The organism is Spirulina sp. 06S082 (genome assembly GCF_034932145.1).
Classification (GTDB): Bacteria; Cyanobacteriota; Cyanobacteriia; order Cyanobacteriales; family Spirulinaceae; genus CCY15215.
On the sequence record NZ_JAYGHV010000124.1, the window covers coordinates 25497 to 48968 of the forward strand.

Sequence of the window (23472 nt, forward strand, 5' to 3'; positions counted from 1 at the left end):
ATCGCCATTCCCTTAAAAAACCATGAAAACCAAACCTCCTCTCATTCCCCGCGCCAACAGTGAAGCCGGCTTCACCATTATCGAATCTCTCCTGGCTGTTATCGTCGTCGGCATCTTGATCGTGGCGATCGGCCCCGTTATCGCCCTCTCCGCCGCCACGCGGATACAAGCGAGGCGAGTAGACTGGGCAACCCAAGCCGCCCGAGCCTACCTCGACGGGGTTCGCAGTGATACGATCGCCCCACCTCCCATACAAACCATAGGCGATCGTAAAAAAAATAAATACATCGAAAAGTTAAAAGATATTGCTGCACCCACCGCCGGTTCTCTCACTTGCGAAGTTCGTAGCTCGAGAAAAAAAAATAACGGTGATGATGTTCCTTATACCGAGAAAGAAAGTGGCTACTGTACTACACCAACATCGGGACAATACGCCTTGTATTGTGTGGACGGAAATAACGATGGGGTTTGTACAAAGGATAACCTGAAAGATTTTGTCATTCAGGCTTCTGGGGTGCAAAATGACTCCACAACTGCCAACGCAAAACGGGGCTATTTCTTAGGCATTCGCGTCTATCGCGCCGATGGTTTTGCCGACTCAGTGGCTTTGAAAACCGACGAACAGGCTAAAACATTTTCGGGTGGTTTAGGCGATCGTAAAGCCCCAGTTCTCATCACCATCACCGAAATTATTGGTTCCGATACCACCTATCAAAACTTAAAAAATCAATTCCAATAATTTGAATATTTTGCATTTCCATCAATTTTCGGAATAATAATCTGGCAGTAATATTGCACTTTTTCTTCGGGAAAATTATGTTTAAGAAAAACACTCAAAACCCAAAATATTTAACACAGTTAAAATTCTTTCTGCTGACCCAACTCCCCAGCCCAAGGAAAAAAATATCAAGCCAAGGTTTTACCCTCATCGAACTCTTGGTAGCGATGATCATCGCCGTTCTCGTTATTAGTCCCCTATTAGGATTAGCCGTAAACCTACTACAAACCGATCGCCAAGAACAAGCAAAAGCCACGTCAGAAGACGAACTGCAATCAGCAGCAGATTTTATGGCACGAGACTTGAAACAAGCTGTTTATATTTACGACGCGGCTGCCTTAGAAACCAATAATAGCACTACAGCAAGTTCATCGGGCATCAAAAATCAACTTCCTCCTATAACCGGTGGGCTTTCCGGTTGTGTTGATGAAACTAACTGTCAGCCGATTTTAGTCTTTTGGAAACGCAAACCTTTTAAAGAGGTTATACCTAAAGATAATGTAGCGAACTGTGATGGAAATAATGCAAATAAATGTGACGATACTTTTGTCTTTGCCCTTGTTGCTTATTACTTAATTAAAAATAATGATGCTACGAGTGCAGCTTGGTCAAACAGTGCCAGAATTGCCAGATTTGAAATTGCTAATGGGGTTGTCGATCCCGATGATACGAGTGATTTTCTTGTCGATCCCAGTAAGGGATTTGCGATGTTTGATTTGAGTTTAGGTGGTTCAGACTTGGCAGGAAAAATGAATCGCTGGACTAAAAAAACTGGTGAAAATTATACTGCTAACTCCATGCAGGTATTAATTGATTACGTCGATCAAACACCTGCTAATCAAGCCGCCCCAAATGTACCACCCGCAAAACAAACTTGTCCAACAGACCAAGATGCAAATAGCCAGCCAGCTTGGTCCCAGAGTCCTGAAACTGCTCCAGCAGAGTTTCCTAATAGTTTTTATGCTTGTATTAATAATCGAGATAGTGCCGTAATTATTTATTTGCGAGGTAATGCTTTAGCCCGAATTCGTTCTGAAAACAATCCTCCCACATATAGCGATAATAACTCCTCTTATTTTCCCAGCACAAAAACCGAAGTAAAGTCAATTGGCGCATTAGTTCAATAAACAAAATCAGGAGAAATAGTCATGAATTTTACAACTTTCAAAAATGGGACAAGCAAGTTTAAAAATAGACTTCACCCGAAGACAATTCCTCCGCATAATGCTGGTTTTACAATGATTGAACTGATTGTTGTCGTTGTCCTTATTGGTATTTTAGGCGCGATCGCCGCCCCAGGATGGATTGGTTTTATGAATAGCCGTCGGGTTAATAGTGCGAATGATGTAATTTTACAAGCTATACAAAAAGCAAAAAATAATGCCCGAAAAGAAAAACGAGCTTATAGTGTAAGTTTTAGAAGTGAAAATAATATTCCTCAAATTGCCGTTCATCCGGCGAATCTCAACCCTAATCCTCCGACTAATTCCAATATTGATAGTTATTGGGAAGCCGGAGATTTAGGAAACGAAATTGGCTTAAAGCCCAATCAAATTGTTTTACAAACTAACCTTGCAAATTATAATCAACTAGCCGGCGTTGCTCCTAATACGCCTTTTACAGCAATAGCTGATAACGATACAGAATGGAGTGGCATAACCTTCGATCATACTGGAGAATTAAGAGAAATTGATGGAGTTGCCCCACAGACTAATTTGATGATTCGTGTAGGGGTTAAAAACTCAAGTACTGGCGAACCGATCGCCTCGACATTGCGCTGTCTTGAAATCGAAACTTTATTAGGATCTGTGAGAATTGGACGCACCGAAAATGAATGTAAACAACCAACAAATTAATTAAACGAAATTCGTGTTATCCTAGAAAAGTTGTCAAAAATCGCACACCGGGACTTTCGGGTGTTTCCCTCGAGAAACTTCCCCCGGTGGAGGATAAACCCGAATACAGGAGATAAAAGAATATGCCCGTTGTTTCCCTAGCCAGTCTGCTAGAGTCCGGGGTTCACTTCGGCCACCAAACTCGCCGTTGGAATCCTAAAATGGATACCTACATTTATACCGCTCGCAATGGCGTTCACATTATTGACTTGGTGCAAACCGCTCACTTAATGGAAGATGCTTACGAGTATATGCGGATTGCTTCCGAACAGGGCAAGCGCTTTCTTTTTGTCGGCACGAAACGCCAAGCAGCAGGCATTGTAGCGCAAGAAGCCAGTCGTTGCGGTGCTTACTACGTCAACCAGCGCTGGTTGGGTGGAATGCTCACCAACTGGGAAACCATCAAAAATCGCATCGAACGTCTCAAGGAATTAGAACACCTTGAAGAGAGTGGCAATATTGCTAAACGTCCCAAAAAGGAGGGGGCCGTCATGCGTCGAGAACTGAATAAATTACAAAAGTATCTCGGTGGTATCAAAACTATGCGTCGTCCTCCCGATATCGTCTTGATCGTGGATCAGCGTCGGGAATATAATGCGATTCTTGAATGTCAAAAGTTAGGGCTTCCCATTGTTTCCTTGTTGGATACCAACTGCGATCCCGATGTAGTTGATATTCCCATTCCAGCGAACGATGATGCTATTCGCTCAATTAAATTGATTGTCGGTCGCTTGGCAGATGCTATCTATGAAGGTCGCCACGGTCAACTTGAAAGCGACGAGGACTACGAGGATTTTGAGGAAGTTCTCGAAGATGCGGACGAGGAAGATTTTGAGGATGATGATGAGGAAGAAGAGGAGATTGTCGAAGAAAGCGCAGCAGAAGACAACAGCAACGACGATAGTGAAGAATAATAGTTAGATAGAACTTACGCATTAGCGGGCAAGATGCCCGCACTACCGTAACAATAGAATACGGAAGTGGGAGCGTCTCGCTCCCTGGCTGCGTAAGTCCTGTTAGAGAAAGGTGGCGATCGCTGACTCCCCTCTAATTTCTCAGACCTGTCACAATAGTTAAAGAATATTTCGATTGTATTAGAATCATGTCAAAAAACAAGAAAAAGAAAAATCCCAAGAAAACAACAACTGTTGCTAAATCTAAACCTCCTGCACCTGCGAAGGAAGAATCTACTCCTAAAGTAGAAGCGGAAACTCCTGCACCCGTGGAGGAAGAATCTGCGCCTAAAGTGGAAGTGGAAACTCCTGCACCCGTGAAGGAAGAATCTGCGCCTAAAGTGGAAGCGGAAACTCCTGCACCTGTGAAGGAAGAATCTGCGCCTAAAGTGGAAGTGGAAACCCCTGCACCTGCGAAGGAAGAATCTGCTCCAACCGCAAAGTCAGAGAAATCGGAAACGAAATCTAAGATATCTCCCAAGTTAATTAAAGAACTCCGGGAAACAACGGGTGCTGGGATGATGGATTGTAAAAAAGCTCTCATTGAGAGTGACAGCGATCCCGAAAAAGCGGCAGAGTGGCTGCGGAAAAAAGGCATGATTTCTGCTGGCAAAAAATCAGGACGGGTAACAGCAGAGGGATTAGTCGGCAGTTACATTCATACTGGCGGTCGCGTTGGCGTTTTGGTGGAAGTCAATTGCGAAACAGATTTTGTGGCTCGTCGAGAAGAATTCCAAGAATTAGTTCGCAATGTTGCCATGCAAATTGCAGCTTGTCCTAATGTTGAATACGTTAGTGTTGATGAAGTTGACAAAGATTTCATCAAGAAGGAAAAATCGATTGAAATGGGTCGAGAAGACTTAGCGAACAAGCCGGAAAATATTCGAGAAACAATAGTTGAAGGACGCATTAGCAAGCGATTAAAAGAAATTACGCTGCTAGATCAACCGTATATTAAAGATCAAAGTATTACGGTTGAAGAATTAGTGAAGCAAACGATCGCCAAAATTGGCGAAAATATCCAAGTGCGTCGCTTCAGTCGTTTTGTTCTCGGAGAAGGAATTGAAAAAGAAGAAAGCAATTTTGCTGAGGAAGTCGCAGCACAAGCCGGTCAAAAGTAGATCGTTAGTAGATCGTTTAAACTGTCTTGGATGCAAATTGGATGCAATTAAAGCAAATTAAAAATTAAAGGGGCAAAAGCAAGGAATTATTGATTCTTCTGCTTTCTGCCTTTTTGTCATATTTTATAGCAATGATTACCCATGACCAAATCATTACAAAAAATTGAGCAAGAACTGAAAATACTCTCAGAACAGGTTGAGGAAGTTAAAAAGGAACTGAGCGATCGCTATGTTCGTTATCTTGATGTTTTGGGTAATTCCCTCAAAAAGCACTTGTCAATGGTTGTTTATCAAATTTGTACGCAAACTTATCCCCATTTGTTTTTAAAGCTAACAGTTCAGGAACGGCAAGAATTACAAAAGAAAATAAGAGCGATCGGCGATCGAGGATGTGAAGATTTTAGTTCTGCTCTCGAGCGTGCCGAACATTTAAAGTTGCCTTCTGCGACCAACGATATACGAGAAACAATTCTCAAAAAGTTGCCCATTACAGAAGAACAATTAAAAATGCTGCGCGAACGATTATTTCAAAGCGTGAAAGATGAGTCAGACGAAGAAAAGAAAGAAGATAAGGAAAATTTTCAGCATAAAAGTCTAAATATGCTCGGAGATGATGAAGATGAAATTCTAGAGATTGATGATGAGGATGAAATTTTGGAGATTGATAATGAAGATGATGACGATCGCAATGAAGGTGATGATGAAGATGTAAATCCGATTCAAGATCCCCATCATCCTATCCATCTCGTTAATTTTGTGAAACGAGTTGAACAAGTATTAGTTAACATTTTACAGGAGCTTTCTAATCAAACAAATCAGTTATTACAAGCATCGAAGATTTTTTCTTCTAAGTTACCTCCGCAAGTTTTAGAGGCTGCAATTGAGGCAGATGGTTCCGGTTCAGCCGTGGGTAATTCTCCCAATACCCTCAATTTATTAATTGAAGCGGAAAATGAAAGATCATCTAAAGAGTCTATGGTTATGCAGGTAACAGCCGTGCGCTTGCGGTTGAGTGAAATTGAATTTGCCGAACCGTCTTTATCTGTGGAACGCAATCGTATTCGCGAGTTAGGAAAGAAAGTTAAAAAACTTTACAAATATTATGAAAAATTACAACGAGAAAAAGCGATCGCAGAGGCTGAAATTGCCTGGCGATCGATTTGGTATGAGGAGTCTTAAAAAGGGATCAACCGCAATCCCAGTTGTAAAGAACATCAGTAAAGTCCAGTTTTTTCAAAGCCGAAGTTTTAATGAAAAAGTTGCCAATTCCGACATCTCCCCACATAATTTTATCGTCATCTGTCGAGTCAATTTGTAGGAGTAAGCGATAGGCTTCTTCTGTATCGATATTTTCGCGGGGATCGGATTGCGTAAAATAAGGATAACCTCCTAATTGATGACTTCCAGGTTCAAAAAACTCTTCATATTCTTCCAAAAATTCCCAATAACTTTCTTCTTCACCCTCTGCAAATTCTGGTTTAAAAATTACTGGAAATTGGTAATCACCAACACTGATTGGTGCAATTTTTGAGGTAAATTGAAGTCGAGCAGTAATTCCTTTTTCCATAGGAAGATCGTCGGGTTCTGGTAAAAAACTGAAGTCTGTCACGAGATCGTCGCTGCGATCGCTAACATCAGGAAAATAGAGAACGCGAAACCCCGCTTGACGATTCATATTTTCAAAATTCATCCCATAAAGATCGTCACTGGCAATATAAAATTGCAGAATTCCTTGGTTGGGTAAATTTTCCAAGGTTGGAACTTCTGCAAAGTTAATTTGAGCGAGTAAAAAAAGATAATCTCCCTCGGGAGTTTTGGGATATTCAACCGCTTTGGGAAGATAGGGAAGCCCACCAAATTTGCTTTGCGTCCAAGTAGTTTCGGAAACAAATTCTGGTTCGATCGCGATGTAAGGTTGAAGGGTTGCTTCGATTTTCTCTCGTAAGGGTTCTAAAAGATCGGGTAATTCTGCTGTGAATTTATAGCTCATAAAGTAACTCGTTGTTGATGGGACAAACCCATTTTTAGAAAAATTGATGGTTACGATCGCCAATTCAAGTCCTAGCGATCGTACAATGGGTCATTTTGGTATCAAGGGCATTTTATCTCAATTTGCAATTTCCAGTTTTCAATTCTCAATATCGATCGCAGGTTCTCTTAAGTTTGCTAGGATAACTGAGGATGCGTCTACAGGAGACTAGCAATCTTGTCTCAATGTCCGATTTGTCAAGCTGAATATACTGAAGGAGAGATTCGCTATTGTACAACCTGCGGTTGGTATTTAGCGGCAGTTTCTTCTCCCCTGGAACAACTGTCTCCAAAAGAACGCGATCGCCTAGCTTGGGGAAGACGAATCTGGATGCAGTTACAATCTTATTCTCAACTCGAGTTGATATTACAAGAAATTCAAGCCGATTTACAACAAGCATCAAAAGAAAGAGTTGAACTTTCTCAGCAAATTGCTCAATTCTCTCAAGATTTTCCGGCTCAAAATTCTCTTGTAGAAACAACGATCTCTTCTCCTAATGTAGAAGAGGAAATTTTGGTCAATTACGCGCTTTTAGAGACGTTATTGGCTGAAAGAGATTGGAAAGAGGCTGATGGGGAAACAGCAAGATTGGCGATCGCGATCGCGCAACGGGAAAAACAAGGATTTTTGGCAGAAGCCGATTTAGATCGATTTCCTTGTGATAGTCTTAAAAAAATCGATCGCCTCTGGTTAGAAGCAACAGATGGCAAGTTTGGTTTAAGCATCCAAAAAGACTTATATATGAGTTTAGGAGGAACGCGCTTTATTCACTCGAAAACTTGGCATAAATTTGGGGCAAAAGTTGGCTGGTATCGTGGAAATGCTTGGTTACGCTATGATGAAATTGATTTTAGTCTCAATGCTCCCGTAGGACATCTTCCCATTTTTGGGGATGGTTTAGTCTGGTTTGTCGGCGGTTGGGAAGGAGGAGGAAAATTATTTTCAGCCCTCATATCTAAGCTAACAAAATGTTATTAAATAATCTGATTTTTGCATTAAAATTTCACGTAGGGGTTTGGTCTCCAAACCCTCCGATCTAATTTTCGCTGATATATCTAGAGGTAAATCATGAGTGATTCGAGTCGGGATATTAATCCCAAAGCTGTTAAGGCCGGAGGAAACCTCAACTTATTTGAAAAATACCTTACTTTTTGGGTATTTTTATGTATTTTGCTGGGAATTGGCTTAGGTCGTTTATTTCCGTGGATCGCGCAAAAGTTAGATGACATGAGTGTTTATAATGTCTCTATTCCCATTGCAATCTGTTTATTTTTCATGATGTATCCCATCATGGTCAAAATTGATTTTTCTCAAGCAGTAAAAGCAGCGAAAACGCCCAAGCCTGTTGTTCTAACTTTAGTCATCAATTGGCTGATTAAACCCTTTACAATGGTTGTTTTTGCTCAATTCTTTTTAGGGTTTTTATTTGCTCCTCTTTTAAATTCAACAGAAATCATTCGCGGGGTAGAAATTAGTCTAGGAAGTTCTTATATTGCGGGTGCTATTTTATTAGGAATTGCTCCTTGTACGGCAATGGTTTTGATGTGGGGATATTTATCTTATAGCAATCAAGGGCATACCTTGGTTATGGTAGCAGTAAATTCTCTTGCCATGTTGTTTTTATATGCTCCTTTGGGTAAATGGTTACTATCAGCCAATAATTTAATTGTCCCTTGGCAAACGATTGTTTTATCAGTATTAATCTATGTCGGTTTACCTTTAATGGCTGGAATATATAGCCGTTATTGGATTTTAAAATATAAGGGAAAGCAATGGTTTGAAAGTATTTTTTTAAATGCGCTTTCTCCTGTCGCTGTGAGTGCCTTGTTATTGACTTTAGTTTTGTTATTTTCTTTTAAAGGAGAGTTAATTGTTAATCATCCTTTGCATATCTTTCTCATTGCAGTTCCATTATTCTTGCAAACTAATTTTATTTTTCTGATTACCTATCTTGCAGGTTTGAAACTCAAACTATCCTATGAAGATGCTGCACCTGCTGCTTTAATTGGTGCTAGTAATCATTTTGAGGTCGCGATCGCCACCAGTGTAACATTATTTGGTTTAAATTCCGGTGCGGCATTAGCAACAGTTGTGGGAGTATTAATTGAGGTTCCGGTAATGTTAATGCTGGTAGAATTTTGCAAGAGAACTGCTTTTTGGTTTCCGCGAGAACCGGAAAAAGCAACTTTACCCGATCCTCGTTGTCTAAATTCTCTGCGTTGAATTATCCTGTATTGAATCTGTCTGAAAATCAACCCATTCTGGAGAAATATCGTGAAAAAAGTAATGTTTGTTTGCAGAAAAAATTCCTCTCGTTCGCAAATGGCTGAAGGCTTTGCAAAACAATTAGGTTCAGGAAAACTCGAAGTTTTTAGTTCTGGTTTAGAAGCAAGTGAAGTGAATTCTCATGCTGTTAAAGCAATGTCTGCTGTTGGTATTGATATTAGTAAGCAAACTTCTAATGCACTGAATGAGTTTAAAGCAGAAGATTTTGATATTGTGATTTCCTTGTGCGGTTGTGGGGTCAATTTACCTCCAGAATGGTTAACTCGTGAAATATTTGAGGATTGGCAATTAGACGATCCTGCGGAACAACCAGAGATATTTCCTAGAGTGCGAGAAGAAGTTAAAAAGCGAGTGGAAAAGTTAGTGAAGACTCTAGTTTGTTAATGCCAAAAAAATTGTATTAAACACAGCCTTCTATCCAAGTAACTTCTGGGAGTTTCCCGCTTCTCATCTGCGTAACAATGCCTTTTTCATTGGTCTCAAATAGAACGCGATAATTTTGATTGGAGGCATCTTCCGGCACAAAAATTAAATATTTCCCACCGGGAACATATTCATGACCCTCCTCCTCAATTTTACCGGGATAGAGGGCTTTAATGCGCTCTTCTGTATCGCCAACTTTTGCCCCGCTTAAGGTTGTAATATTCTTTGTATTAACTTCAATGCGGGCAATTTTTCCCTCTGTTACCATATAGTAAACATCTTGAGGTTCTTTGGCTGCCTTATAATAAAAACAGCCCCCTTCTTCCCCACCACTCGATTCATTTACAAATTCAATTCCTGTTTTTTGGCTGGCTTCTGTAATGGTCATGCCAATTTCTACCCCACCCAATCCTGTTAAGGTTAATTTATTGGGAGGTTGTATTTGTTCCAAACAAGAACTATCTTCTGTCCCCAAACACTTTCCTTCTCGATCTAAAATGGCTACTTTGTCTACGGTGGGGAATTGCTTCAATGTTGCTTCGATCGCCTTATTAATGGGTGCGTTATCTTCTACAACAACCTCGCGACAGAATTTTAATTTAGCAACTTTCTCTTCGATCGCGATCGCAAAGTCTTCCCCACAATTCGATTTTCCTTGCAATGCGATCGCCTGGGTCAAACCATTTTGTTTTTCATTTTCTGCGGGACCTTCCACCAACTGCGCGATCGCAAATTTAGCTAAACCTTGACTATTTGTTTCTCGCCAAACAGGTTCTATACTACCATTTTTAGGGTAATAAACTTGCACGCGATAGGTGTTTTTTGCACTTTGGTTGGCTTGCGCTACAGGAGGTGTATCTGTTGACTGAGAGGTTGTCTCATTTTGGGTTGATTCGCTAACGGGAGGGACAGACTCGGACGTTACTTTCGTGGGTTGCTGGGTGCAAGCTGCAATTACAAGCAACGTGACTGTTAAACTGGAAGCAAGTATGGATAATTGGTGGGGACGGGACATGATTGAATTTACCCTAGTCTTGAGTGGATAAGTTATTTTTTTCTTTCTCTACTGTAGAAAAAAGTGGGGAGAGGCGATCGCCAATTGTGTAGATATTTGAACTGACTTTTGTTTCTGGATTGTCGGGTTTTGCTGCTGAAGATTATTTACATTTTTCTTATTAATATCTGTAACAAAAATCGCACATCTTGATAAATTAGTGTATAATTTTTCCTGTACCTTTGTCAAATCGTGAGGATTATCTCGCCCTTCGTAATAAGCTAAGACTTGAGGATCAGAACTCAATCAATGTTTGACTCATCTTCCTGGGATATTGAGTTAGGGCGATCGCCAGTCGAATTCGATCGCCCCTCCAAAAACTTTAAAATTCCTGCTTCGAGTTGAGGAGATAATTGAATCGGAATATGCTGCGATCGCAAATTCAAATCTCGTTGCGGAAAAGGAATTTCAATTCCTTCTTGAGTCAATAATTCTTCAACGCGGAAATATAAATCGCTTTTAAGTAGAACTTGACGATTGGGATTGGCACTCCACACTAATAATTCAAAATCCAAAGAACCATCCCCAAAGCCAATAAAAATAACGCTAGGTGGTGGAGAAGAAAGAATTTCTAAATGTTCCCGTGCCGCTTGTAATAAAATATTTTTAACCGTGCTTATATTACTACCATAAGCAATACCAACGGGAAGATGCAAGCGAGAAATAGGATTAGAATGCGTCCAATTAATCACTTCATCTTCCAGTAAGCGAGAGTTAGGAACAATAATGGAAATTTTGTCTAAAGTTTGTAAGATAATACTGCGAGCGCCAACTTTTTCAACTATTCCCATTTGCTCCTTCAATTCAATAAAATCTCCGACTTGAATCGAACCTTCAAATAGTAAGACGAGGCCGCTGGCAAAGTTCTTAGCAATATCTTGAAAACCTAAGCCGATACCCACCCCAATAGCACTACCAAATAGAGCTAAGGAACTCAAATTAATGCCCCAGATTTGTAAAACGATAATAGTCGAGATTAGGAGCAAACTATAGCGCAGGAGAACCGAAATTACCTCTTGGGCTCCTCGTTCAATCCGCGTTAATTGTAGTAGGCGCGTTCGCAAGAATTTCATTGCAATGCCAACGGCAACAAATGTCCCCCAAAGCATCAATAATAAGAGCGCTAGATCGATAATGGAATAAGCCCGATCGCCTAATGTCACGAAAGAAGAAGTAAAACTCACCCGCAAAATTTCGCGAATTTCATAACTCCACTGACGAGATAAGGGAAATAAATCGGCAATAAAGAAAACAACACTTCCCCATAACCAAGTTCGAGTTAGGAGAAGCATTAATTTAAAAAATAAAGTTGAATTGGAGGGAGGACCCTGGGATATGTCTTCTTCCTCTCGTTTCGCGATAAACCGATCGCGAAGATAATGCCAGACCCGACCAATTCCCCAGTGCAAAGCGATCGCCACTAACAAGATCGCCCCCCCAAAAATGCCGCGATTTCGCAAATAATCCGGTTGTTTTTCCTTTTGTGCTTCTCGCAGAACTTGTCGAAGTCGTTGCGTCCAAAATTCTGCTTGTTCTCGAGGGGTTCTTCCTTCTCGTAAATCTTGCTCTGTTACCGTTAGGAGATAAAGATCGTTGACTCGGACGACGATTGATTTATTTTGGTTCTCAATCACAATTTTGGGGGCTTTCTGGGATTCGGCGATTTCTTGTAGGCGATCGCTAATAGACTGAGCGCGATCGCTGGCTTTGAACTCTTCAAATGCTCCCACTTCAAAGACCACGCGGCCATTGAGGACGACAGGAACTTTAGTTTCCACATTGGCCCAAACCGGAAGGATTGAAAGACAAAGGACCAAGGCGATCGCCAGGATCATTCTTTTCCAGAAAACGGCGATCCTCCGATTAATTGAAGGTCTGAACATTCTTTTTTAAATCTTTTTGCCAACCTTACCAAAACGCCGTTCTCTTTGCTGATAATCAATTAAGGCTTGATGAAATGCCTCTCGATCAAAAGCAGGCCAGGGGGTTTCCGTCACGTAAATTTCAGCATAGGCCATTTGCCAGAGGAGAAAATTACTGATCCGCATTTCTCCACTGGTGCGAATGAGGAGATCGGGGTTAGAGAGATCGTGAGTATAAAGGTGTTCCTCAAATATTTGTTCGTCGATCGCCTCGGGTTCGATCTCTCCTGTTTTGACCTTCTTGGCGATTTCCCGACAGGCTTGGATAATTTCCTGTCGTCCCCCATAATTAGTGGCGACGGTAAATTCAACATCTTGATTGTTCTTGGTATCTTCCATCGATCGCGCAATTTCCTCTTGCAGAGAAGGGGGTAATGCCTCCAAATTCCCCACAAAACGAATGCGAACGTTTTCCGCCATCATTTCCGCCAATTCGCGCCGCAAAACCTTCTCAAATAGGGTCATAAGGAATTCCACTTCTTCAATGGGACGACCCCAATTTTCCGTAGAAAACGCATATACGGTTAGAGCCGGAATGCCCCAATCTTTGCAGCACCGCAATAAATCCTTGAGGGCGTATACTCCTTGTCGGTGTCCCATAATGCGAGGCATTCCTTTGCGTTTAGCCCAGCGACCATTGCCATCCATAATGGCAGCAACGTGCTTGGGCAGGCGATCGCGATCGAGATCGGGAGGCAATACTTCTAACAACGTTTTTTGTTTGCCAATCATTGAATTTTTCCGTTGAAGACTCAGCCATATATCGGTTGAACCTCAAGACAAGAGGTTATTTTTCGGGTTATTTGGTTTGTTTTTGCAACAAATCTTAATGATTATACCTCGATTGTTATTTTAGGAAGAGTTGAGAATTAAGGTTGGGGGACGGAACAACGAACTTGCAACGTTTAACCCAACTGTCGATCGTTGAAAATTGAAAACATGAGTCCTGCTATTCAATGGTATCCCGGTCACATCGCCAAAGCCGAGCGACAACTGAAAGAAAATCTCAAGCGCGTGGATGTGGTTTTAGAAGTCCTCGATGCGAGAATTCCCTTAGCGACGCAACATCCCCAGGTGAAAGAATGGATTCAGCATAAACCCCGTCTCCTCATTCTCAATCGTATGGATATGATTCCTGCTTCCTTACATCATACTTGGCGCAAGTGGTTTGAGGAGCGGGGCGAAACTCTTTATCTTACGGATGCCAAACAGGGAAAAGGCGTTAATGCGATCGCCAAAGCTGCCCAAAAAATGGAGACGGGGGTTAACCAACGACGGCGCGATCGCGGCATGAAACCTCGTCCCGTTCGTGCGGTGGCGATCGGGTTTCCTAATGTGGGCAAATCTGCTCTCATTAACCGTTTGGTGGGGCGTAAAGCGGTGAAAAGTGCCAGGCGTGCGGGGGTGACCAGGCAGTTACAATGGGTGCGAATTTCCGAAGAAATCGAGCTTCTAGACGCACCTGGAATTATTCCTTGGCGTTTGGATAATCAAGAAGATGCGCTAAAATTAGCCATTTGTGAGGATATTGGCGAGGCATCTTATGAAAATCAATGGGTTGCTGCAACTTTAGTCGATCTTTTAAAGGCGAGTGACTATGGTGAAGTGCTGACTTCTCGCTACGGCCTCGATCCGACGGATAGGACAGGAGAAGAATATATTTATCAGTTGGGGGGCGATCGCTATCACGGTGACGTAGAAAGGGTGGCTGTTCTGCTTTTAAATGATTTTCGCAAGGGTATTATGGGACAAATTCCTTTAGAAATGCCTTACATTTAAAAGATGGAATTAACTTAGAAAATATGCAAGTATTTGTGCAATTGGGGGGATAATCGAGCGTGGGGAAATTCTCTTAATAAATTTAGGGTGAGAGGAATGGTGCGATCGCGATCGTTCCATTCGGGTTGAAAAAAGAGAGGAGATTCTGCTTGCAAATACTGTTGATAAAAATAAGGTTCTTTGCCGTCACTAATAACAATTTTAATTTCATTGGCACGCTGCCAAAATTCAGAAATAACAGGAAATTCAGGGTTAAGATGTTCTTTAGGGCTTAGGGTTATCCACACTGTTTCTGATAGTAACTGCCAGCGAGATCCCGAGGTTTCGATGGAGATTTTTTTGCCTGTTTTCAGAATTGCCTCGGTTAAAGGTTTAAGATTGGTTTGAAAAAAAGGTTCGCCTCCGGAAATAACCACGCGATCGCTTTTCAGTTCGGCAATTAAATCGGCAATGTCTACTTTTTGGGCTGCGATCGCCCCTCCTCCGTCAGCATAACCCGTATCGCACCAAGGACATTTTACGGGACATCCATAAAGGCGAATAAAGTCGCAAGGTGTTCCGATCCAATAGCCTTCACCTTGGATGGTTTGTTGAAAAGTTTCGTGAATTAGGAGGAATGGCATCAAAATAATTTGGCGATTTTTCACTCATAATATCGCTCTTTCTGAAAACGGCGATGTTGTTCGAGTAGTGCGGAAAACTGTTCGGTATTTACCTCCCCATAAACTTTGTCTTGAGGTTGGCAATCAATACGCTCCATTAATACCTGAAATGCAGTTTGATCGTGTCGATGGTCTAGAACATACTTTTTTAGTTCTTTCATTGTCATTATTTGAAAGTCAGATTTCATTGACAAACCTCCAATTTCCGTTTGGATAAATCTCGATTAAAATTTCTTCTCCTGTTAGAATGATAGCATTCCCCGTTCTGGCATCCAAACGAACCATATCCACAGAAAGATACATATTGGTGAGGTTCTGGCACAATTGAAAGCATTGGAACGCCTGTTGAGTCGTTGGCAAGTATTTTACCTCTTTCACAATTATACAATTATAAAACTATCCCAACCCGAAACCCATAAAATTCTAAAAGTAAAGGATAATTCCATGTTGAAAATACCAACAAAATTATTGTCACTGGAAGAATTTTTGCACATACCAGAGACAAAACCTGCGAATGAATATATTAACGGAGAAATCATTCAAAAACCAATGCCTCAAGGAAAGCACAGTATTCTGCAACGGGAATTGAGTTTTGCGCTAACACTTGCCTTGAAAACCGAAAAAATTGCCCAAGCATTTCCCGAATTACGGTGTACATTTGGTGGGCGATCGATTGTTCCAGATGTTTCCGTTTTTCGTACAGAAAGAATTCCCCGCGATCGCGATGGACAAGTGGCCAATTTATTCCATCTCCATCCAGATTGGACTATTGAGATTTTATCGCCTCAGCAGAGCCAAAGCAAGGTTATTCGCAACATTCTCTATTGTCTCGATCATGGGACTGAAATGGGGTGGTTGTTGGACCCAGCAGAATCATTAATCTTTGTCTATGGGATCGATCGATCGGTGCGCGTATTTGAGGATATAAATGTAGTGTTACCAATGCCAGAGTTTGCTGGAGTGTTTCAGCTTAAGCTGGGTGAGATATTTGCTTGGTTGAAAGAGTAGGGGCGTTGCATGAAACGCCCCTACAGAATACATAAACCGAGGGTTTTGTCAACCCCAGTACATGAATAATTACAGAGCAGTTTCATATTAAAAATTCATTGATTGTTATTGATTCTTAGGCGATGATAAGAGATTTTTTGCGGTTTGCAAGAAATTTTTAAACTCTTCTTTTTCTCTCATTTTTGCAAAGATAATTTTGGATTCAACTAGAGTAATATATTTATCTGGAATCAGAAAAATTGCTTGTTCTAAAGTTCTGATGACACCATTAATATCTCCTAGTAGAGTATAACAAACTGCTTGTTCGTACCAAAATATATCATTTTCACAGTCAAACTCTAAAGCGCGACGGTAACTCGATATAGCAGCATATAAACATCCTTGTTTTTGCAAAATATTTCCCCGTTGATACCATGACCAACAATCATTAGGTTTAATGTGTAATGCACGTTCATAGAAGCACAATGCTTGCTCTAAATTGCCAATTTCTTGATAGGCATCTCCTTGGCGATAAATCGACCAAAAATCATCACTACGAATAGTTAATGCTTTCTCAAAACAGGCGATCGCATCTTCATAATGCTTGCTTTTGCGCCAGGCTTCTCCTTGTTTGTAATAACTCCAATAATCTTCCGGTCTGATTTCTAAGGCACTCTGAAAATAAGCGATCGCCCGTTCGTATTCTTGTAATTCCTCTAAAGCAATACAGCCCATTTCATACCAAGGCCAATAAGAATGAGAATTAATTTGCAAGGCTTTATGATAACTCTCCAAGGCCTCTCCATAATACCGCATTTTCTCCAAAACCCCGCCACGATGATACCATACCCAATAATCATCGGGTTGATATTCTAATGCCTTATCATAATAAATTAAAGCCTCCTCATAATAACTGCGATCGTGCAGTTCTCGTGCCTGTTCGTACCACTGTTGATAGTGTTCTAATTGTGCTTCTAATAATCGTTCGCTGGGATAATTCATCATCATTATTTTTAAGATTTATTCGCGATCGCAGTCCTTAAGCAGTATCCTAATTAATCGTTGATACCCGATCTTGTTTTAAAAATCCGTTAGCAATGTTACCAACTGACCTTCTTAGTTATCGTATGAATGGGGAAGCGATCGCCCCCAAACGCTTAAACCTAGATGCCAATGCGATCGCCCTTGCAGCAGAACAAATTGAATGCTTTCAAAATTGTCTGGGAAAAACCCAAGGAGAACTCGATCGCCAACTTAGAGACTTAGAAGGGGATAGTCCTGATTATCGCGTAAAGCGGGGACTGGCTCACCTCCTGAGAAATAGTTTTTCAACTTTTGAAATTGTTAGTCCTCTCGAACCCCAATTATTACGACAGCGTGTTTTTTCTCATGCCGCAGCGACTCCTCCTCTCCCTAACAATCGTAACCCAAGTTTAGAATCTTTATCCAGTATTTTATCAAAAGAACTGAATCGAGAAGTTTTACCGGTTGAGATTCAAAAGGGACTCTACGCCGATCTACAAGAAAATCGTATTTTAACTGAATTTGAAACTCCTGCCCCGGATACATTACTGCATCGTTACAATTTGTCTCAAGTTCAAGGTATTTTCTATCGTGCCAGCGAAGTCACTCTCAATGCCCATCGTAATGTTCCTGGAGAATATAAACTCTTATTCCGCTATTTAAAACTGTTTCAACTCATGTTTTATATTGAAGGAGATGTAGAGCATGGATTTACAATTACCCTAGATGGACCTACCAGTTTATTTAAGTCTAGCACGCGCTATGGATTAGCTTTTGCAAAAATGCTGCCTGCTCTTCTTCATGTTACGAAATGGAGTTTAAAAGCTGTTTTGCAGCATAAAGATTTTTACACGGGAGCAAAAAAGAAGGGGGTTTTTGAATTGGACGATCGCTGCAATTTAGTCACTCATTATCCTCCTGGAAAGCCTTATGATAGCATGATTGAAGAATCTTTTGCGAAACGGTGGGAAAAAACAAAAACTGAGTGGGTTTTAGAGAGAGAAGTGAATCTGATTCCTATTCCAGGCAGTGTGATGATTCCTGATTTTCGTTTGGTACATCCTGACGGAAAAGATTATATTCTAGAAATTGTTGGCTATTGGCGACCTGAGTATTTACGCAAAAAGTTCTCGCAAGTTCGTCAGTCTGATGTTGATAATTTAATTTTAGCAATTTCCGAGCGTTTAAATTTAGAAAAGTCTGGCATTAAAATGGAGGATGTCCCCGCAAAAGTTATTTGGTTTAAAGATAAATTATCCCCGAAAGCAGTTTTAGAAATATTGTAAAGAAAAAGGATAGTAAAATGGATTTTGTCAAGAAGAAGCAAGAAAACTTAACAATTTATGCCAATAGGAAAAGAATCGCGATCGCCTTTCTGATAGTCTCACTTTCTCTGGTATTTTCTTTCTGGTTAGTTGTTGTTTCTTTAGCCAATAAAGAACCAAGATTTTTAGATTATGTAGTGGGAAGTTTACTGGCTTGTTATTTTGGCTATTTAACATTTCATTACTCACTCTATTTGTTAAAATATCAAAATAAATCTGTTTTAACCATCGATGATAAAGGAATTTGGGACAATACCTTTTTTTCCAAAATTGGCGCGATCGCTTGGGAAGATATAGAGGAAATTTTTATCTACGATCTGCAATTGAAAAGCGGAGGAAAAGAGCGATCGCTAGGAATTATTCCTAAAACAGGTCAAGTATTTCTGAAAAAATTTCCCTTATCTTGGCAGATCAGACGAGTGGCGATCGCGGCATTTTTTCGTTTTCCTGTTTCTCAAACTCCGATTAATATTCTTTTGCGAGATTTGAATTTGTCCAGACATCCAGAATTTGAGAGAGAAATGCAAACAAGAATACAAAATCTAACTGGGAAGGTCAGAGAATAAGTTTAGCAAAATACTCAACGATCGCGCGAGCAATTGTTTCGGTTCCATCTGTTGCTAGAGTAGAGGTTTGCTGAGGAGGATTTGGCGATCGCAAGAGAAACTCCCAATTACCTTGAAAGAAAGCATCAGGAGAGATAATTTGGTGGTGTCCGTAGTTTCTTAATCCTGACTCCAATAATGACGCTTCTGCAAACCCTTCTCGGCTTAAAGAAACAATGGGAATATTTAAGCGTAAAGCCTCAGAAAAGGTGCTAAAACCTGGCTTAGAAACCACCCGATCGCAAAAAGGCATAAAATCAACAGGACGATATTGGCGATCGCGAATCTTAATTAAATTGCTAAAATCTGGAGCATGGCGATCGAAGGTGATAAATTGGCGATCGGGAAACTCCTCGACTTTATGATAGGGGATTTGTTGCAATCCTAACCCCCCAAATGTTAATAAAATTGTTCGTTCTTGGGGTTGAATAAGATTAAATGTGGTTCTGATTTCCTCTTCTGAGAAACGTGGAGTCCCTCCCGTGAGTCCCACATCAGAAATATGAGGAAATGCTGACATGGACTCGTGTAGAGGAAGGCGAAAAAGGCGATCGCATTGACCAAAACATTCTCCGATCCAAGCAGCAATTTCAGCAAAATCTTCTCCCCAGTCGCGATAAATAAAATCCCAACCAAAATTGCTCATCATCCAGCAAGGAATTCCCGCAGTTTTGGCGATCGGAGCAGCGAGAGGAGGAATATCACCTAAAATTAAACTAATGCGATTAGTCTGAATAAAGTTAACTTCTCCTGCAATAATGCGATATTGTGCGGTGCGAATTTCTTCTAATTTTGTCAGTGTTTCCTGTTTGTTCATCGTCAGACTATCAGATTGAATTACCCCCACATCTAAAGCACGGGGACGATGAATAAAATCCCCTTCGATATAAGATTCAAGCAACCATCTCGGTGCCGTTGTTACGAGAATAAGTAGAATATCAGGATTAAGTTTTTTGACCATTCCTGCAACAGAAGCAGCACGAGTTGCATGACCAAATCCATGATTTGTGATAGCAATATAAAGACTTTGCATAAGTTAGGAATGAGTTGTAATCAATCGTTTAAAATAAAAAACTTGAGAATTTTTCTCCAGTCCCGTTGTCACTGTAACCAACTCCCAACCCATTTCTCCGAGATAGTTAAGAGTACCTAAAACCGTTCGTCCTTGCAAAACGTCTACTAATTCTTTGTCTTCAGATTCTACTGTAATTCTCAAGGGGTTGAGAGGGAAGATGGTTTCCTGAATAACGGTATATTCCCATTTTTGGATTGGATTGTTCACGCTAGGACAAGCTAAAAAATGAAAAAAACTATTAATAAGTATAGCAAAAAAAGGGGACACAGATCGAGATATTGCGATCGCGCTTCTTCTTTCAAGATAGAGAATTGGGGAAAAACACTAACTTTCCCAATACGGTTAAAATTCCCGTAACTAAAATTCCCACAATACCAAAAAAGCCAATAGTAATGGTATTCAAACGTGAATTTGTGGCCTCGATTTGTTTTTCCAGAGTTGAACGAGTTTCATCTAATCTTTTATCTACGTTCTTTATTCCTTCATCGAGTCTTTTGATATTTCCTTTGACTTCGGTAAATCCAACTGCAACAGTTTGGTCTAATTTATCAATTCGTTTACCGATCGCGATCTCTACAGTATCAATTCGTTTACCGATCGCGATCTCTACAGTATCAATTCGTTTACCGATCGCCATCTCTACATCATCTATCCGTTTATCCAGCTTGGTATCTAAAGCCAGAATTAACTGTCTCAGTTCTTCAATATCTGTTACTGTTTGACTAGCCATTTTCCTTGTCTCAAATATTATCTCAATTATACACAATTCTAGATAAATGGCTAAATAAATTTCTTCTCAATCGAGAATCTCGGTGGTATTTGTACTCAAATAAGTATAGCTATTTAAACTATGTTTGTAATTTTTCAATAAACGCTGGGACTCCTCCAAAGTAATGCGATTATCTTGTATTGCTTGTTCGGTAAGACAGCGAATCTTTTCTAGTAAATCTGCTGGATTATATTGAGCATAACCAATTACATCTGCTATCGTATCTCCTCGCACAATATGTTCCACTTGATATCCCTTGGAAGTCATTTTAATATGAACAACATTGGTATCCCCAAATAAATTATGTAAATTGCCCATAATTTCCTGATATGCTCCAACTAAAAACATTCCTAAATAATAAGGCTCGATCGCCCTCTCTCCCGTCGTCAGTTTCCTTGTATTTAGATGATGTAATTCTAAAAGTTCTTTCCCTTCATGTCTATCGATAAAACGATCTATTTTACCATCACTATCACAAGTTAAATCTGCAAAAGTTCCTCGTTCTGTCGGTTCTTCTTCTAAACGATGAATCGGCATAATTGGGAATAGCTGTTCGATCGCCCAAGTATCGGGTGCTGATTGAAAAATAGACAGATTCGCATAATAAATCGCTGCCATAGTTTTCTCCAAATCTGCGAGATCGTCAGGAATATCACCGAGATTTCGAGTAATTTCGAGGATTTTTTGGCAGCATTGCCAATACATTTCCTCAGCTTTTCCTCGTTCTTGCAAACTCAAGTAACCAAAATTAAATAAGCTAATTGCTTCCTGCTTAAATTGAATAGCATCGTGATATGCTTCTTGATAATTATCCGTAGAAATTGTCGTGTAAGTTTCCCATAAATTGCGAAGAATGAGATGCTCTTGTTCTGCGATCGCCGGCAGTGTTTCTATTTGAGAAATATCTGCCATTGTTGCTTGACTTGTCCCGAGAATATCGAAAATCAATACTCCTTGATGGGCAGCGATCGCCCGACCACTTTCACTGACAATAATAGGAGCAGAAATATTGCGTTCTTCACAGGCTTCTTTAACTTCTGCTACAATATCATTAGCATAGTTTTGCATATTATAATTTTTGGAGGCTTGAAACTTTGTTTTTGAGCCATTATAATCGACAGCTAAACCGCCTCCAACATCAAGATATTGCATATTTGCTCCTAATTTAACCAACTCTCCATAAATTTGACTGGCTTCGCGAATGGCATCTTTAATCGTACCGATCGCGGAAATTTGCGAACCGATATGAAAGTGAAGTAATTGCAAGCAAGACAACATTTCTTGACGGGTTAATTCAGTAATAACATCCAGAATTTGCGGCACACTTAAACCAAATTTGGCACGATCTCCCGTAGAATTTCCCCATCGTCCCGATCCCTTACTTCCGAGTTTGGCACGAATTCCCAATATTGGTTCAATTGCCAAAATTTTACTCATTTCAATGGCGATCGCTAACTCTTCCACCTGTTCGATCACAAGAATAGAACAATGTCCCAAGCGCATTGACAATAAGGCCATTTCAATGTATTCTCGGTCTTTATAACCATTGCAAATCAATAAAGGGACTTGGGAATCATTTTGAGGATTTTGTCGGGTTTCTAAGGTCGCTAAAGCAATAGCAAGCTCGGGTTTAGACCCCACCTCCAAACCAAATTGATAGGGTTTGCCAAACTGAACCAAGGCTTCCACAAGATGGCGATGTTGATTGCACTTGATGGGATAAACCCCGCGATAGACGTTAGGATAGCCATAATGAGCGATCGCCCGCGCAAAACAAGTATTTAAACGGTCGATGCGATCGGCAAGAATATCGGGAAAACTGATGAGTATCGGCAAGTCGAGATCCCGTTGACCCAAGGACACCACTAATTCATAAAGGTCTAATGAACTGCCGCGATCGCCTTGAGGGGAAACCAAGACGCGACCCGCAGCATTGATAGCGAAATAAGGATGACCCCAGCCCTGAATTTGATAGAGTTTTTCACTATCCTCAACTGTCCAATCTTTCATTATTATGATAGGGTTAGCTAAATTTCAAAAATCGTAATTTAATTGTTTTAAGTTTGGAGTGATGAGGTCAGGATTTAATCATTGCTCAAAAGGATTAATAAATTAGCTCATGTACGAATCAGATCGGGGTCACGATCGCCCCTCAACTCATCCCGCGATCGCTTGGATTACTAGCCATCCCCTGCTGTTTTGGGGGGGAATCTGGACGATCGCGCTATCGATAACGGTGGGAGTAACGGCTGGACTCCTGCATGGCAAACTTTTTCTAACCCAAGAAAGCCTCGATCTCCCTCCAACTTTAAGGGAAGATTCCCTCGAGACCAGAGATGAAGGAGAGTTTGAGGTCGATCCTCAAAATAGTCCAGAAGCGGTTTATTTCCAAGATAGGGACCGATCGCCGTCTCAACCCAAAACCTTATTTCCCTTGTGGTTAATGGGATTCATCGCTTTGAGTTGTGCTGCGGGTTCGTTCTTTGTCACCTTAGTCTTAAAGTCTCTCAGCCTCTCTCAAACTCCCGTGAAGCGCTTAAAATCAACCAAAACCTCACGGGACTTGCCTTCTGCGAGTACCCCTCGGTTTCAAACCCAATTCGGAGCCGTTCCCTATGAAACACCAATTGTCGCGGAAACGCAACCCAGAGTGACCGTATTGCCACCGGAGGCTATTTCTCCTCTTGATTCTCCTCAAAATGATGGCAATCTTCTCGAACAATTAGATCTCCGCAAGCGTCATTCTCTGTCATCATTGATGGACTATACAAATGATGATTAGGGAT

At 40.8% G+C, this 23472-nt stretch carries 27 protein-coding genes; 14 read left to right on the top strand and 13 right to left on the bottom strand.

What is annotated here, in order from left to right:
• The first annotated feature begins 22 nt into the window (after positions 1-22).
• The 6 genes from hpsB to VB714_RS07815 all read left to right on the top strand — a co-directional run bounded on the left by hpsB (position 23) and on the right by VB714_RS07815 (position 5926).
• Positions 23-739: a hormogonium polysaccharide secretion pseudopilin HpsB gene (gene hpsB, locus VB714_RS07790; RefSeq protein WP_323222801.1), complete on the top strand. Its 717-nt coding sequence runs from the start codon at positions 23-25 to the stop codon at positions 737-739.
• A 77-nt stretch (positions 740-816) separates the two neighbouring features.
• On the top strand, positions 817-1905 hold the full coding sequence (hpsC, locus tag VB714_RS07795) for a hormogonium polysaccharide secretion pseudopilin HpsC (protein WP_323222804.1): 1089 nt from the start codon (positions 817-819) through the stop codon (positions 1903-1905).
• A gap of 21 nt (positions 1906-1926) precedes the next feature.
• Positions 1927-2634, top strand: coding sequence for a type II secretion system protein (locus VB714_RS07800; RefSeq protein WP_323222806.1), 708 nt, complete (start codon positions 1927-1929; stop codon positions 2632-2634).
• 122 nt (positions 2635-2756) lie between these two features.
• Positions 2757-3587, top strand: coding sequence for a 30S ribosomal protein S2 (rpsB, locus tag VB714_RS07805; protein ID WP_323222808.1), 831 nt, complete (start codon positions 2757-2759; stop codon positions 3585-3587).
• Between the two features lie 509 nt (positions 3588-4096).
• Positions 4097-4747 (top strand): translation elongation factor Ts, encoded by a 651-nt coding sequence (tsf, locus tag VB714_RS07810; RefSeq protein WP_323222878.1) that lies wholly within the window; start codon positions 4097-4099, stop codon positions 4745-4747.
• Positions 4748-4888: 141 nt separating this feature from the next.
• The gene (locus VB714_RS07815) at positions 4889-5926 is read left to right on the top strand and encodes a hypothetical protein (RefSeq protein WP_323222810.1); all 1038 of its coding nucleotides are present in this window, start codon (positions 4889-4891) and stop codon (positions 5924-5926) included.
• Between the two features lie 7 nt (positions 5927-5933).
• Here VB714_RS07815 and VB714_RS07820 read toward each other — a convergent pair whose 3' ends face one another.
• Complete coding sequence (locus tag VB714_RS07820) at positions 5934-6737, bottom strand: YwqG family protein (protein ID WP_323222811.1); 804 nt, start codon at positions 6735-6737, stop codon at positions 5934-5936.
• A 216-nt stretch (positions 6738-6953) separates the two neighbouring features.
• Between VB714_RS07820 and VB714_RS07825 the strand changes: the two genes are divergently transcribed.
• The 3 genes from VB714_RS07825 (at position 6954) to arsC (ending at position 9446) form a co-directional block, all read left to right on the top strand.
• A complete protein-coding gene (locus VB714_RS07825; RefSeq protein ID WP_323222813.1) occupies positions 6954-7754 on the top strand; it encodes a GUN4 domain-containing protein in 801 nt (266 codons plus the stop codon).
• Positions 7755-7844: 90 nt separating this feature from the next.
• The gene (arsB, locus tag VB714_RS07830; RefSeq protein WP_323222815.1) at positions 7845-8999 is read left to right on the top strand and encodes an ACR3 family arsenite efflux transporter; all 1155 of its coding nucleotides are present in this window, start codon (positions 7845-7847) and stop codon (positions 8997-8999) included.
• Positions 9000-9050: 51 nt separating this feature from the next.
• Positions 9051-9446: an arsenate reductase, glutathione/glutaredoxin type gene (gene arsC, locus VB714_RS07835; protein ID WP_204106058.1), complete on the top strand. Its 396-nt coding sequence runs from the start codon at positions 9051-9053 to the stop codon at positions 9444-9446.
• A 16-nt stretch (positions 9447-9462) separates the two neighbouring features.
• On the opposite strand, the gene VB714_RS07840 is transcribed toward arsC, so the two are convergent.
• Genes VB714_RS07840 through uppS form a run of 4 tightly spaced genes read right to left on the bottom strand, consistent with a single transcriptional unit; the run spans position 9463 to position 13193 of the window.
• Positions 9463-10500: a hypothetical protein gene (locus tag VB714_RS07840; RefSeq protein WP_323222817.1), complete on the bottom strand. Its 1038-nt coding sequence runs from the start codon at positions 10498-10500 to the stop codon at positions 9463-9465.
• Positions 10501-10548: 48 nt separating this feature from the next.
• Positions 10549-10785: a hypothetical protein gene (locus VB714_RS07845; RefSeq protein ID WP_323222820.1), complete on the bottom strand. Its 237-nt coding sequence runs from the start codon at positions 10783-10785 to the stop codon at positions 10549-10551.
• Positions 10782-12422, bottom strand: a complete 1641-nt coding sequence (locus tag VB714_RS07850) for a mechanosensitive ion channel family protein (protein ID WP_323222823.1) — start codon at positions 12420-12422, stop codon at positions 10782-10784. Before VB714_RS07850 ends, VB714_RS07845 begins: the two co-directional genes overlap by 4 nt.
• A 6-nt stretch (positions 12423-12428) precedes the next feature.
• The gene (gene uppS, locus VB714_RS07855) at positions 12429-13193 is read right to left on the bottom strand and encodes a polyprenyl diphosphate synthase (protein ID WP_323222826.1); all 765 of its coding nucleotides are present in this window, start codon (positions 13191-13193) and stop codon (positions 12429-12431) included.
• Between the two features lie 207 nt (positions 13194-13400).
• On the opposite strand from uppS, the gene ylqF reads away from it, so the two are divergent.
• On the top strand, positions 13401-14240 hold the full coding sequence (gene ylqF / locus VB714_RS07860; protein WP_323222829.1) for a ribosome biogenesis GTPase YlqF: 840 nt from the start codon (positions 13401-13403) through the stop codon (positions 14238-14240).
• A gap of 14 nt (positions 14241-14254) precedes the next feature.
• Here ylqF and VB714_RS07865 read toward each other — a convergent pair whose 3' ends face one another.
• The 3 genes from VB714_RS07865 to VB714_RS07875 are packed head-to-tail and all read right to left on the bottom strand — an operon-like array spanning position 14255 to position 15280.
• Positions 14255-14863 carry a 7-carboxy-7-deazaguanine synthase QueE gene (locus tag VB714_RS07865; protein ID WP_416309633.1) on the bottom strand — a complete coding sequence of 203 codons (609 nt, stop codon included), beginning with the start codon at positions 14861-14863 and terminating at the stop codon, positions 14255-14257.
• Positions 14864-14883: 20 nt separating this feature from the next.
• Positions 14884-15063: a DUF6887 family protein gene (locus VB714_RS07870; RefSeq protein WP_323222833.1), complete on the bottom strand. Its 180-nt coding sequence runs from the start codon at positions 15061-15063 to the stop codon at positions 14884-14886.
• Positions 15064-15079: 16 nt separating this feature from the next.
• The gene (locus VB714_RS07875) at positions 15080-15280 is read right to left on the bottom strand and encodes a DUF6888 family protein (protein ID WP_204104037.1); all 201 of its coding nucleotides are present in this window, start codon (positions 15278-15280) and stop codon (positions 15080-15082) included.
• A gap of 66 nt (positions 15281-15346) precedes the next feature.
• Between VB714_RS07875 and VB714_RS07880 the strand changes: the two genes are divergently transcribed.
• On the top strand, positions 15347-15910 hold the full coding sequence (locus VB714_RS07880; RefSeq protein WP_323222835.1) for a Uma2 family endonuclease: 564 nt from the start codon (positions 15347-15349) through the stop codon (positions 15908-15910).
• A 105-nt stretch (positions 15911-16015) separates the two neighbouring features.
• On the opposite strand, the gene VB714_RS07885 is transcribed toward VB714_RS07880, so the two are convergent.
• On the bottom strand, positions 16016-16897 hold the full coding sequence (locus tag VB714_RS07885; protein WP_323222837.1) for a tetratricopeptide repeat protein: 882 nt from the start codon (positions 16895-16897) through the stop codon (positions 16016-16018).
• Between the two features lie 89 nt (positions 16898-16986).
• On the opposite strand from VB714_RS07885, the gene VB714_RS07890 reads away from it, so the two are divergent.
• Positions 16987-18198 carry a DUF790 family protein gene (locus VB714_RS07890; protein WP_323222839.1) on the top strand — a complete coding sequence of 404 codons (1212 nt, stop codon included), beginning with the start codon at positions 16987-16989 and terminating at the stop codon, positions 18196-18198.
• 17 nt (positions 18199-18215) lie between these two features.
• Positions 18216-18803 carry an STM3941 family protein gene (locus VB714_RS07895; RefSeq protein WP_323222841.1) on the top strand — a complete coding sequence of 196 codons (588 nt, stop codon included), beginning with the start codon at positions 18216-18218 and terminating at the stop codon, positions 18801-18803.
• On the opposite strand, the gene VB714_RS07900 is transcribed toward VB714_RS07895, so the two are convergent.
• The 4 genes from VB714_RS07900 to speA form a co-directional block, all read right to left on the bottom strand.
• A complete protein-coding gene (locus VB714_RS07900) occupies positions 18793-19875 on the bottom strand; it encodes a glycosyl transferase (RefSeq protein WP_323222844.1) in 1083 nt (360 codons plus the stop codon). The two genes, VB714_RS07895 and VB714_RS07900, sit on opposite strands and share 11 nt — an antisense overlap.
• 3 nt (positions 19876-19878) lie before the next feature.
• Positions 19879-20124 (bottom strand): hypothetical protein, encoded by a 246-nt coding sequence (locus VB714_RS07905; RefSeq protein WP_323222846.1) that lies wholly within the window; start codon positions 20122-20124, stop codon positions 19879-19881.
• A gap of 91 nt (positions 20125-20215) precedes the next feature.
• A complete protein-coding gene (locus VB714_RS07910; protein ID WP_323222848.1) occupies positions 20216-20647 on the bottom strand; it encodes a hypothetical protein in 432 nt (143 codons plus the stop codon).
• A 66-nt stretch (positions 20648-20713) separates the two neighbouring features.
• A complete protein-coding gene (speA, locus tag VB714_RS07915; protein WP_323222851.1) occupies positions 20714-22696 on the bottom strand; it encodes a biosynthetic arginine decarboxylase in 1983 nt (660 codons plus the stop codon).
• Positions 22697-22805: 109 nt separating this feature from the next.
• Here speA and VB714_RS07920 point away from each other — a divergent pair, with 109 nt between their 5' ends.
• Complete coding sequence (locus tag VB714_RS07920) at positions 22806-23468, top strand: hypothetical protein (protein WP_323222853.1); 663 nt, start codon at positions 22806-22808, stop codon at positions 23466-23468.
• Positions 23469-23472: the final 4 nt, after the last annotated feature.